Source organism: Oribacterium sp. P6A1, from assembly GCF_000702885.1.
In the GTDB taxonomy this organism is placed as follows: domain Bacteria; phylum Bacillota; class Clostridia; order Lachnospirales; family Lachnospiraceae; genus Oribacterium.
In genome coordinates this window covers 23,651-35,761 of sequence record NZ_JNKO01000012.1, presented here as the reverse complement: position 1 = coordinate 35,761, position 12,111 = coordinate 23,651, and the positions used below count along the sequence as shown (strand labels likewise).

Here is a 12,111-nt window from a genome sequence, read left to right as displayed (position 1 = left end):
GGGGAATGTCTTTTTTGTGTTTTTTAGCATCAAATTTTTTGACAGGTTCCGCGATATAATACACAGAAGTAAATGAACGTTGTTTTCTTACGATATGCTATAATGTGAAGATAAAAAGGGAAAGGCATTAAGATGATTCATATATATCAGGGAAACGGAAAAGGGAAGACCACCGCGGCTGTGGGAGCTGCTGTAAGGGCTGCCGGACATAATGTGCCGGTGGTCTTTTGTCAGTTCCTGAAGGACGGTATGTCCGGAGAGATCGGCATCCTGGAGAAGATTCCGGGAGTGCTGGTTCTTTTTCCCGAGCATTTTTTCGGCTGGACAGGAAAGATGTCCTATGAGGAGCTTAGGATCACCAGAAAAGACTGTGATGCCATGTTCGTAAAGGCTCTAAAGACCATGAAGATAAGTCTGAAAAATCAGGTGAAAAAGCAGATAGCTTCCGAAAAAAGACTAAGGAAGAACGGGATCATCATGCAGGGAGAGCCTTTTAAAACGGATATAGAGGCTATGTTCATATTTGATGAGATACTTGATGCGGTGAATAAAGACCTTCTGGATCGGGATCTTCTGACCCACTTTCTTTTGAGGGTTCCGGAAAATGTGGAGGTCATACTGACAGGCCGGGATCCCGACATTACCATCCTGTCCATGGCGGATTATGTCACCAATATGGTCAAGGACAAGCATCCCTATGATGATGGGATCAAGGCAAGAGTTGGGGTAGAGCTGTAAACATCCGGCAGTGATGCGGCGTATTTACCACTTGACTGAGGCAAATATACTCGGGAGATAATGGTATATGCGATACAAATTCGGATCCTTATTATTGAAGAGCACATTTATGAGAATGCTTCCAAATTAATTTATTTGGAAAACAGATATACCGGAGATCATCATGGAATTCAAAATCGGAACTATAGCAAAAATGACAGGGCTGTCTCCAAGCGGCATTCGTTTCTTGGAGCAGCAGGGAGTGCTTTCGCCTTCAGGGGGCAGAAAAGGTCGATACAGGTCCTACAGCATGTCGGACGTATCGGCTATTTTAGATTACAGAAATTACAGAAAGAGCGGGCTTAGCCAGGAGGAGATCCTGAGGCTTCTTCACAGTGAGGATGAAGTAAGGATACTTGACCGGCGCTGTGATGAGCTGGAAAGAGAGATACATGAAAGTATGAGACTTCTTCATTTTCTTCGGCACAGAAGCCATGACGCATCGGATATCAGGAGAGCTGACAGCTTCTGTGAGCTTACCATGAGGCCTGCTATCATCTGGATGCCGCTGGAGGTAAGGAACGGAAAGCCTTCCGTATGGCCGGAGAATTCTGCCTTTGAGATTCCCTATGCTGATTCGATGCTGCGGTACTCTGTAAAAGAGTATCTGGAAATTCCGGAGGGACCTGTTCCTGAGCCAGGTGTGGGAATATTTGAATCAGATATTTTGAATTTGGGATATTTTGAAGGCTCTAATGTGAGGAAATATGATGAGCACCAGGCTGTTCACTGTATCGTAGAGGTAAATGAGGATTTCACCATCCATAAAGAAAGCCTGGAACGAAGCAGGGCATCTGTAAAAGATGTACTGGCAAAGAATGAACTTGAGATGTCCATGGATAGTCCGGTACTTTCAAAAAGAATCCTGACTGTCAGAAGAGACGGGAAAAACAGGAGATATGACCATCTGTGGATAAATGTTAAAAATGTATCAGATAATGATTGACTCTTCAGTTACTGTAGACTTTAAAATGGATGTAAAAGTGATTATAGAGAGCCGCATATTTGATACCGGTATAAGCTGAAATAAGGTGAAGGTCTCATGAAGCCGTATCCGGTGTAACGCAGACTGCAGGAATTAAAACAAACTGTAATGATGAAGAACAACTCGCAGCCAAAACCGAAAATATGTCGGCTATAGAAAAGGAGAGTGTATCATGAAAGAAATCAGTCGTCGTTCATTTATAAAGGGAGGCCTCGCTGCGGTGGCAGCTATGGGAGTAACTGTTGCCTGCGGACCTCAGGTGCCTCCGGCAGAGAGTCATCCGGAAAGCGAGAATGGGAAAGAGACAGCCACCGGGGCTCCGGCAGAATCATTGGCACCGGAATCAGCAGCAGAGGGAAAGCCTGCAGAGTTTGAGACGCTTCTCTATGATGAGGCAGAGGCTTCAAAGGAAGAGGAAACAGACGTAGTTGTAGTAGGAATCGGTGTTGCGGGAACAACTGCGGCGGCAGGTGCAGCAGATAAGGGCTGCAAGGTAATAGCTCTTGACCGTGCTTCCGGCTTCGGAGGAACCAACAATGTCAATACCACAGGTGCATGGCACATTGAGTCCAGCGAGCAGCTTAAGTATGATGGATATCTCACAAAGCAGGAGGCATTTGAACATATTATGTCCGGCACCAACTATCAGTGCAATGCCCGTCTCGTGAGAAATATGCTGGAGGTAAGCGGACGTGCCATAGACATAGTCATCAACAGTGGAATGCCAATGATATATCCGTTTGCCATGGGAGCCACAGACTGGCTCAGCCGCGGCGGACATGTATATATGGTTGAAGGCCTTGAGAGAGTTCCGTACCTTGAGAAGATCTTTGAGGTGAGACCAAATGTTGAGCTTCGCTGGAACACTCAGGTAACAAATCTTCTCAAGGATGGTGATGCCATCGTAGGTGTGCTCACCGGAGATAAAGATGGAAATACTGTAAAGATCCGTGCCAAGAGCGTTATCGTATGTACCGGCGGTTTCCTCCAGAACAAGGAGATGGTTGCAAAGTACTATGGCGGTGCCGAGCTGGTTCCTCAGGACAGCATTTACAATGACGGTGAAGGCATCCGGCTGCTTCAGAATGCTGGTGCTCAGATGGGTAAGAACTTCTCCATTTCCATGAATGAAATGGGAGCTGCGAACTTCAAGGCAACTCCAACCTTCTCCTGGGCTCCGGGAAGAGGAACAAATGCCACCTTCTATTTCCCGAATTTTGGTCTGATGCTTGTGAACAGGGCAGGCGATCGTTTCATGGATGAGCGTCGTATGTGCGAGGCAACCATGTACAGCGGTGAGCAGGCTCTTCGTGAGAGCACATATTACACCATTGTGGATCAGGCCTTTATGGATAAGATCAGCACCACTCCGGTCATCGATTTCCTCGGTGAGGGGGCAAAGGCAAACATGGGAATGGCTCTTCTTGCTGGCTTCGAGGGAGTTGTTCTTGATCATATCTATGACGATTTTGAAGAGGCGGTATCCCAGAACTGGGCTTACAAGGCCGACACCGTAGAGGAGCTGGCGGAGCACTTCAACATGCCAAACCTCGTAAAGACTGTTGAGACTTACAATGCAGCCTGTGAAAGCGGAGTGGATGACCAGATGTATACTCCAAAGGAATACCTCATTCCTGTAAAGACCGGTCCTTTCTATATGGTAGAGTACAATGTCGGCGCATGGCTTACTCTCGGCGGAATCAAGACTGACGGAAACCTTGCGGCTCTGACTTCCGACGGAAGGGCTATTCCTAACCTTTATGTATGCGGCGCAGACGCAGATCTTTGGAGCACGCCTTACTATCAGGGAGGTTCGGGTCTCGGATTCTGTTATGCATCAGGACTTCTTGCAGGTGAGAGCGCCGCAGCAAATGCCGGGATGTGAGTGGAATTATAATAAATCCTGTATCATTTATACCCTATAAGGTATAAATGATACACGGATAATCGATAATATACCCTATCGGGTTCAAAATAATCAAAATTGATTGAAATGATACCCGATAGGGTATATATTTTGATTATGAGTAATACTATCGCTGAATTTATTAAAACAGAGAGAAAAAAAGCCGGGCTTACCCAGGAAGAATTTGCACTTAGAGCCGGATTAGGACTAAGATTTGTCAGAGAACTGGAACAGGGTAAGGAGACTGCTCGTATGGACAAAGTAAATCAGGCGCTTAGGATGTTCGGCATGGAGGCTGTCCCGGGAAAAATAAGCAGGGATGAATTCTAAGATAAAGCACAGTAAGGTAAAGTCTGCCCTTTTGGGCGTAAAATTGTATATACAAATGATGGATAACCGTCGGACTTAATGGGACTTTTGTGTCCTGTTTGGTTCGGCGGCTTTTATTATGAGCGGATCTGTAATAGTAAACGCATATCCTGAACTCGGGATTTAAAATTCAGCTGTTTTTTTCATCTGTTTCTCGAACCGGAACATACCATCGAAATCTTCGGAGTCAAAATGGTTACATTCGCCTGTTTCCGGATCGTTGGGGTCAGGATGGTGTCTGTTGAAGAACTCTACGATATTGTATAATAAACAAGATAATAAGGAGTCGTGCTGAAAAGTCTTTGATAACTACAACATGATGTCTTTAAACAGCAGCGGAATGGAGATTTATATGAAATATGATTTTGTTTCTATAATGGATAGAAAAGGAAAAGATGCTATTGCAGTTGATGGTCTGGGAACTAATCCCGGATTTGCTCCGGAATCGCCAAAGGATGGATTTGATATCATACCGATGTGGGTGGCTGATATGAATTTTTCTACAGTTCCAACCATTTCTGAGGCTATCATCGAGAGAGCCGGGCATCCGTTGTTTGGTTATTTTGCGCCTACAGATGAGTATTTTGATTCCATCATTAAGTGGCACGAAACAAGAAACGATGTAAAAGGGCTCACAAGGGAAGCAATCGGATATGAAAACGGAGTACTTGGCGGAGTTGTAAGTGCCATGAATGTTTTCTGTTCCAAGGGTGACAATGTCTTAGTCAACAGTCCTACATATATCGGATTTACCAAATCCCTTAAGAATAATGGCTATAATATCGTTCACAGCCCGTTGGAGATTGATGATGAGGGCGTATGGAGAATGAACTATTCCGATATGGAGAAAAAGATCGTTGATAATAAGATCCATACAGCTATATTCTGTTCGCCTCACAATCCGTGTGGCCGTGTATGGGAGAGGTGGGAGATAGAGAAGGCCATGGAGTTGTTCAGGAAACATGATGTCTTCGTTATATCCGATGAAATATGGTCGGACATCATCCTGAACGGACATAAACATATCCCGACCCAGTCTGTCTCCGAGGATGCCAGGATGCGTACTGTGGCACTCTATGCACCGTCAAAGACCTTTAACCTTGCAGGACTTGTAGGAAGTTACCATATCATTTACAACAAGTGGATCAGGGAGAGGATTGAAAAAGAATCATCATTGTCACATTACAATGAAATGAATGTTTTATCCATGCATGCCCTTATAGGTGCTTACAAGCCGGAAGGATATGAGTGGGCCGATGAGTTAAAGGCAGTACTCAGCGAAAATGTAAACTATGCATGTGACTATATAGCTTCGCACTTTGAAGGACTCAGAGTCAGCAAGCCACAGGGAACCTATATGCTTTTTGTGGACTGCAGCAAGTGGTGCGAAAATCATGGGAAAACTATCGAAGACATAGAGCATGCGGCATGGGATGTGGGAGTTGCCGTTCAGGATGGAAGGATGTTCCATGGAAACTGTCATCTTAGAATGAATCTGGCCCTTCCCCTGTCCAGAGTAAAAGAAGCTTTTGAACGCTTGGATAAGTATGTTTTCAATGCTTAGATCATAGTCTGTGAGAGTGCGATATATGGATGGCAAAGCTCCGGAGACGGAGTATTCCAGGATGCTTGACGAAGCTGTGAAAAAGGTTAAACGCAACGAAGTAAGGAGGACGGCGTGAATAAAACAAGATTTGAACATGTGGAACCGAAGGACATAGAGCGGAGAAGCATGGAGATCATCCGGGGGGAACTTGCACATAGAGGAGTTAAGCTTCCGGATGAAGAGGCTCCGGTGATAGAGAGATGTATACATACTTCGGCAGATTTCGATTATTATGAGAATCTTGTTTTTACTGATCGGGCAGTAGAGAGAATGAGAGCTGCCCTTTCGGCAGGTGCTACGGTGGTGACAGATACCGAGATGGCAAAATCCGGAATCAGTAAAGTGGCAATGACGAAATACGACGGAAAGCTGAGATGTTTTATGTCGGATCCGGAGATTATGAAAGAAGCAAAAAAGAGAGGCATCACCAGAGCAACTGTAAGTATGGAACATGCCGCAAGGCTTGCCAGACATCTTCCGAAGATAAAGTTTTCCGGTGAAACTCTGAAAAACGACTTCCGGTCACAGCTTCGCGAGGATAGTTATTCAGAGACTTCCGGATCTCAGGTGAACACTCCTGAAGCCTGTACATACAGCAAAGAAAAACGAGGCGGTCAGGCACTGTCAAACATTATCTTTGCCATCGGCAATGCTCCCACAGCACTGATAGAACTGGAAAGGCTTATAAGAGAGGAAAATCTGAGACCTGCGGGGATCATTGCCGTGCCCGTTGGCTTTGTCAATGTGGTAGAGGCTAAGGAGCTTATATGGGAGCTGAGAAATGAACCTGAATACGTAGATATACCTCTGATAGTCGCAAGGGGGAGAAAAGGAGGCTCCAATATCGCAGCAGCCATAGTGAATGCTCTGCTTTATGGTATCAAATGAATAATTGATAATACCGGACAAAAATGCTAGTATGATTTAAGTGTCATGAAGTCTTCTCCCACCTGTGCCTGCACAAAAGTGGAGGATAGACTTCATGACACGCCCCACATGACTGATGGCAGATTCCGTAGGAATCTGGCATATAGCAGATCTGAAGAAAAATAAAAAACTTGAAGATGTATACTGTCTTCAGAGAAGAGAGGTTTAAATTGGGAGTTGCCGGCAGAAAGAAGGACCTGGTTCGGACAGAAGCAACGAGAAATACATTTCTTGAGAAAAGTTATGAGCTGTTTTCTCAAAGAACCATTGAGTCTGTTACCATGTCAGAAATTGCTAAAGCAAGCGGATACAAGGATATGACACTGTATCGATATTTTCAGTCCAAACCTGTACTTGTAGTGGCTGTGGCTGCACAGAAATGGAAGCAGGTTCGGGAAGAAAACAGAAAAAGGCTTCCGAACATTGATACCAGTCAGATGACTGCGATAGAGTTATTCGCATTCTATCTGGACTCGTTTCTCGCGATGTACAGGAATCACAGAGATCTTCTCAGATTCAATCAGTTTTTTAACATCTACATACAGTCCGAAAATATCGACTGTGATGTCATGAAGCCTTATGAGGATATAATCATGGATCTAAGGATGGCTTTTCACCAGATCTTTATCAAGGCGGAGCAGGATCACAGCTTCCGTACGGATGAACCGGAGGAGATGGTATTCAGCAAGACTTTACATCTGATGCTTGCAGCAGTGACGAGATATGCCGTAGGACTCGTTTATATCCCTGAGCATGGGTACAGCGACACAGAAGAGCTGGAGTACCTTAGAAATCTGATTTACAGAGAATATATGGTTAAATGATTCTCCGTCTTTGAAAAGCACAGGCGGAAGATGATTTATGACATTTATCAGCCGGCTCAGTCAGAACTCAGCCGGCTGCACTTCTTGCCAATGTCATTAAGTTAACATTGTCAGATGACAGGCTCTAAATAAAAAAGCAAGAATGCGAATTGCATTCCTGCTTTTTTATGTTTTTTCGGAAAAAATATACTACCGGATCGTATCCTCTCTTATATGCTTAAACAGAGGCTCAAAGCGGTTTTTTTTTATAAGGTTCTTTTCGGATCCCGTTCTATTTCCTGGGACTGTTCGGTACCCATATCTTTTTATTTTGATGAAAACCATATATATCATACGATGCCTGCCCGCTTACTGACATTGATGGCTCAGATGTACGACAAAGAGAGAATAGATAAAGCATTATCATCATGCCGGTATGCGGACATGATGGCAGGACTTCAGGTGCCGTTATTTCTTATACAGTATGAAGCAGGGGAAATCATTTCTGCGCCTCTTCACAACAACAATTACTATCAGGTGGTCATCGAAGGAAACCTATCTATATATTACATTCGCGATGACGGCAATACTTACAGTCTGTCTTCGGGATCTGACGGGTACATCATCGGAGAACTTGAGCTGTTTACAGAACATGAGGGTATTGTTTATTCCGAGGCCACGACTGCTCTCTAAAGAAAATCGGGAAGGGAGCCTACATGATGAATGAAGAATGAATAATATAGCTATTTTTAAATAACTGTGAATTTCCTAAAAGATTAACTCGCGGCTAAAGAAATATCGAAAAAACCACGGATTTAAGCCGAAAAGTCTGGATTTTGGGGCAAATCCGTGGTAAAATTATAGAGAGTTAAATAACGCTCTGCGAAGGAGGCTGATATGTTCTTAAAAGAGCTTGTTCCGATTCCAAAAGACGAGAAGGGGATTTCGAAGAAAACCATCGGTGGTATAACCTACGTTTATTACACATACGAGAGACACTATGACCCTAAGAAGAAATATACGGTAGGGAATCTGACTTCCATAGGTAAGTGCGAGAGCCGCGACAGCGACATGATGTATCCCAATACAAACTACCTTAAGTATTTTCCGGATGCAGAGATCCCTGAAACAAAGAACATATCCGATCGAAGCGGTGTACTTAAGGTTGGACCATATCTGGCAATAAAGAAGGTGGCTGAAGATTACCATCTTGATGATATGCTGGCTGGTATCATAGGTGAAGATTCCGGTCTCTTTCTTGATCTGGCTGCATACAGCATCATTGCGGAGAATAACGCTAACCAGTACTATCCTGATTATGCATTTGATCATCCTTTGTTCACTAAATCAATGAGGATATACAGTGATTCGAAAGTGAGCGATTTTATTAATGGAATAAGCCAGTCTCAGGCAATTGAGTTCATGAACCGGTGGAACATGCAGCATGACCATTTACAGAAGATCTATATTTCCTATGATTCGACTAATAAGAACTGCGAAGCAGGAGACATTGAAATCGCAGAATTTGGTCATGCAAAAGATGACCAGGGTAAGCCGATAGTAAATTACGCGGTTGCATATGATTGCGATAATTCATTGCCCCTGTTCTATGAGGATTATCCTGGAAGCATAACTGACATGGCACAGCTGCAGGTGATGCTTGAAAAGGCTAAAGGCTTTGGCTATGAAAATATAGGTTTCATACTTGACCGGGGATATTTCAGTGAAGAGAACATCCACTACATGGACAAGTGCGGCTACCAGTTTGTGATAATGGTCAAGGGGATGAAGAAATTTGTAAATGAACTGGTTCTCTCAAGAAAGGGACTGTTTGAAAACAGGAGGGAGAACAACATCCGCGAGTATCAGGTCAGTGGTATAACCGTGAAAAGAAAACTGTATCCATCGGACACAAAGGAACGATACTTCCATATTTACTACAGTGACCGAAAGAAAGCTGCGGAAAGAGAGAACTTTGAAGATCGTATAGACAAACTGTCCGCTTTTCTGAAAAAGCATGAGCACGAGAAGATATCTCTTGGCAAGGAACTGGAAAGATATTTTGATCTTATATACAGTAAGAAGGGTGAACCTGACGAGAAGTTCATGTTTGCAAAAGAAAAATATGAAGAAATAAACAAGGTCATAAATCTTTGCGGATATTTTGTCATCATCACATCTGAAAACATAACTGCAAAAGAAGCGCTGGAACTATATAAGGGCAGGGACGTTTCTGAAAAACTGTTCCGTCAGGACAAATCCTATCTTGGAGATAGAAGTTTCAGAGTACATTCCACAGAATCTCTACATGCAAAAATCTTTATAGAGTTTGTGGCACTGATCATCAGAAACAAGCTATATAGGATGCTGAAGGATTATAAGACAGCGACTGAGAGTAAGCAGAATTATTTTTCTGTTCCGGCTGCCTTGAGAGAACTTGGTAAGGTAGAAATGATACGGCAGGCTGATGGGAATTACAGACTTGATCATGCAGTGACAGCCACATGCAAAATATTATTCAAGGCGTTTGGGCTCAATGATGCAAAGATAAAATCCGGAGTTAGAGAAATAACTGCACGCTTGAAATATTCTGAGGAGGCATAAAGATAATGAAACGTGGAAGAAAACCTGCATCATCAATAGACGAACGGGTTGAGAAACAGAAACTTATCGTGCTTAAAGACAAAGAAAAGATGGATAAGGACATAGCGATCCTTGATGATTTGATGAAAAAGCAGGAGGAGATCCGGAACAAGAAACTACTCAGTGCTATAACCAAGAGTAATAAAAGTTTTGATGAGATAATGGCTTTCTTAACGGAAAATACGGATGGGGAAAATGAGGAGAGTTAAAAGGACAGGAAATTCACAATAACGATCCCCCCAATTTTTTTACAAAAAATTAATAATTGAAAAAATATGTCGATATAAATAATTATTGGGTATATATTTGCCCGAAATAAAAATACTATTTAAATTAAAATGGGGAATCATGAGAGAAAAAAGACAATTTAGTGCGGATATTCAAAGTCTTGATGAGATTACCCGGTTTGTGGGCGGAAAGCTTGATGAGTGTAAAACAGAGAGAAGGAACAGAGTCAAGGCTGTTCTTGCTGTGGAAGAGGCGGCAGGCAGTCTCATAAGTCACGGAGATAACAGTGACGGTGCGGGAAAGATAACGGTTGTATTCAAGGCGGAATTCGGTAATGTCTCCATAGAACTGAAAGCCGATGGAAAAGAGTATTCTCTTGCGGATAACATGGCATCCACGTCTCTTCTGAATGATGAAAATAATGGAGATGATATCCAGGAATCTCTTAGAAATATCATTTTGAAATCTCTGACGGCGGATATAAGGTACACACATAAAAATGGTGTCAACTATATAAGGATGACTGTTATACGGTCCCCGAGGACATTCCTTTACAGGACTCTTGGAGCCATGGTCCTTGCCATAGTATGCGGTATATTGTTTACGGCTTTTGTTCCGGCAGAGATCAACGAAAACCTTAATAACATGCTTCTTATTCCTATCAAGACCATGTACATGAATGCACTGAAGATGATAGTTGCGCCGGTGGTTTTCTTTTCCATCATTTCATGTATCGTACAGTTTTCAGATCTTTCTGCCCTGGGAAGAATAGGTGGAAAGATCATAGGAATGTATCTTTTTACAACATTTATCGCGGTAGCGATGGGTGTCGGTGCTTTTTATCTGTTAAAGCCCGGTGACGCGGCCCTTGCGGAATCTCTGGTTCAAGACGCTTCGGCAATTACATCAAAAACCATGGAGGTTTCCTTAAAGGATACAATAGTGGGAATCGTACCTTCCGATATCATTAATCCCTTCCTGAAAGCAAATATGCTTCAGCTTATCTTCATGGCAGTGATCTGTGGTGTCGCCACGGGTCTTCTCGGGAAGTATTCGGATATGCTGACGGACCTTTTCAGTGCCTGCAATGACCTGTTCCTGAAGGTTACAACCATGATCATCAAGGTTATGCCCATAGCTATATTTTGTTCCATAATGTCTATGATTATGACTCCGGGTATTGAAACCATAGTATTGGCGCTTGAAATGGTGGGAACATTTATACTGGGACTTTTTATGATGATGGCTTTTTACTGCATCCTTATCGTGGTGATGGGAAGGATTAATCCTGTCCCCTTCGTAAGGAAATATGCGCCGTACATGCTGCAGGTGTTCTCCATGGCTTCCTCCAATGCCTCTATCCCTATAAACATGGAAGCGTGTGAGAAAAAAATAGGTATCAGCAAGAGGATTTTTTCATTAGCCCTTCCTCTTGGCGCAACTCTCAATATGGATGGAACATGTGTATATCTCGGAGTATTTGCGCTGGCACTTGCAAAAACCTATGGCGTTCATATTACTGAAGGGGCCATGCTTTCCATGCTCATATCCATAGTGGTTCTTTCAATGGGAGCTCCGGGCATCCCGGGATCAGGACTTATATGTCTTTCTGTCCTTTTGACGCAGATTGGTGTTCCTGTTGAAGCTATAGGTCTTGTTATGGGTATAGATTCCCTTTGCGGAATGTTCAGAACCATGAGTAACTGTCTCGGAGATGTGGCGGTATCCACAATCGTAGCTAAAAGTGAGGGAGAACTGGATATGGAGATATATAATAATGCGAATATGGCATAATCTGCAGTATCAGGGCAGCTTGCTCACAGAATGATCAGTCACTTTGACACAGGACTTATACATTAAAAAAAGG

The 12,111-nt window shown here is 43.3% G+C and carries 11 protein-coding genes; all 11 read left to right on the top strand.

All coding sequences use genetic code 11. The annotated features are described in order from the left end of the window. Positions 1-132 precede the first annotated feature (132 nt). Positions 133-738, top strand: coding sequence for a cob(I)yrinic acid a,c-diamide adenosyltransferase (locus T515_RS09625; protein WP_036610335.1), 606 nt, complete (start codon positions 133-135; stop codon positions 736-738). A 163-nt stretch (positions 739-901) separates the two neighbouring features. Further along, positions 902-1,723, top strand: a complete 822-nt coding sequence (locus tag T515_RS09620) for a helix-turn-helix domain-containing protein (protein ID WP_036610332.1) — start codon at positions 902-904, stop codon at positions 1,721-1,723. Between the two features lie 211 nt (positions 1,724-1,934). After that, on the top strand, positions 1,935-3,647 hold the full coding sequence (locus T515_RS09615; protein ID WP_036610330.1) for an FAD-binding protein: 1,713 nt from the start codon (positions 1,935-1,937) through the stop codon (positions 3,645-3,647). 138 nt (positions 3,648-3,785) lie between these two features. Next, the gene (locus T515_RS09610; RefSeq protein ID WP_036610326.1) at positions 3,786-3,998 is read left to right on the top strand and encodes a helix-turn-helix transcriptional regulator; all 213 of its coding nucleotides are present in this window, start codon (positions 3,786-3,788) and stop codon (positions 3,996-3,998) included. A 391-nt stretch (positions 3,999-4,389) separates the two neighbouring features. Beyond that, on the top strand, positions 4,390-5,601 hold the full coding sequence (locus tag T515_RS09605; protein WP_036610461.1) for a MalY/PatB family protein: 1,212 nt from the start codon (positions 4,390-4,392) through the stop codon (positions 5,599-5,601). A gap of 114 nt (positions 5,602-5,715) precedes the next feature. Then, positions 5,716-6,531 carry a precorrin-8X methylmutase gene (locus tag T515_RS09600; RefSeq protein ID WP_036610323.1) on the top strand — a complete coding sequence of 272 codons (816 nt, stop codon included), beginning with the start codon at positions 5,716-5,718 and terminating at the stop codon, positions 6,529-6,531. A 176-nt stretch (positions 6,532-6,707) separates the two neighbouring features. Beyond that, on the top strand, positions 6,708-7,394 hold the full coding sequence (locus T515_RS09595; protein ID WP_081832763.1) for a TetR/AcrR family transcriptional regulator: 687 nt from the start codon (positions 6,708-6,710) through the stop codon (positions 7,392-7,394). 369 nt (positions 7,395-7,763) lie between these two features. Next, the gene (locus tag T515_RS09590) at positions 7,764-8,066 is read left to right on the top strand and encodes a hypothetical protein (protein WP_155988348.1); all 303 of its coding nucleotides are present in this window, start codon (positions 7,764-7,766) and stop codon (positions 8,064-8,066) included. Positions 8,067-8,270: 204 nt separating this feature from the next. Next, on the top strand, positions 8,271-9,977 hold the full coding sequence (locus T515_RS09585; protein WP_036610316.1) for an IS1634 family transposase: 1,707 nt from the start codon (positions 8,271-8,273) through the stop codon (positions 9,975-9,977). Positions 9,978-9,982: 5 nt separating this feature from the next. Further along, positions 9,983-10,225 carry a hypothetical protein gene (locus T515_RS09580; protein WP_036610313.1) on the top strand — a complete coding sequence of 81 codons (243 nt, stop codon included), beginning with the start codon at positions 9,983-9,985 and terminating at the stop codon, positions 10,223-10,225. Positions 10,226-10,364: 139 nt separating this feature from the next. After that, positions 10,365-12,038, top strand: a complete 1,674-nt coding sequence (locus T515_RS09575; RefSeq protein WP_036610310.1) for a cation:dicarboxylate symporter family transporter — start codon at positions 10,365-10,367, stop codon at positions 12,036-12,038. Positions 12,039-12,111 lie beyond the last annotated feature (73 nt).

Excerpts from the sequence above, each read along its gene's own strand:
- T515_RS09625 (WP_036610335.1), top strand. The coding sequence starts at position 133 with ATGATTCATATATATCAGGGAAACGGAAAAGGGAAGACCACCGCGGCT.
- T515_RS09620 (WP_036610332.1), top strand. The coding sequence starts at position 902 with ATGGAATTCAAAATCGGAACTATAGCAAAAATGACAGGGCTGTCTCCA.
- T515_RS09615 (WP_036610330.1), top strand. The coding sequence starts at position 1,935 with ATGAAAGAAATCAGTCGTCGTTCATTTATAAAGGGAGGCCTCGCTGCG.
- T515_RS09610 (WP_036610326.1), top strand. The coding sequence starts at position 3,786 with ATGAGTAATACTATCGCTGAATTTATTAAAACAGAGAGAAAAAAAGCC.
- T515_RS09605 (WP_036610461.1), top strand. The coding sequence starts at position 4,390 with ATGAAATATGATTTTGTTTCTATAATGGATAGAAAAGGAAAAGATGCT.
- T515_RS09595 (WP_081832763.1), top strand. The coding sequence starts at position 6,708 with ATGTATACTGTCTTCAGAGAAGAGAGGTTTAAATTGGGAGTTGCCGGC.
- T515_RS09590 (WP_155988348.1), top strand. The coding sequence starts at position 7,764 with ATGTACGACAAAGAGAGAATAGATAAAGCATTATCATCATGCCGGTAT.
- T515_RS09585 (WP_036610316.1), top strand. The coding sequence starts at position 8,271 with ATGTTCTTAAAAGAGCTTGTTCCGATTCCAAAAGACGAGAAGGGGATT.
- T515_RS09580 (WP_036610313.1), top strand. The coding sequence starts at position 9,983 with ATGAAACGTGGAAGAAAACCTGCATCATCAATAGACGAACGGGTTGAG.
- T515_RS09575 (WP_036610310.1), top strand. The coding sequence starts at position 10,365 with ATGAGAGAAAAAAGACAATTTAGTGCGGATATTCAAAGTCTTGATGAG.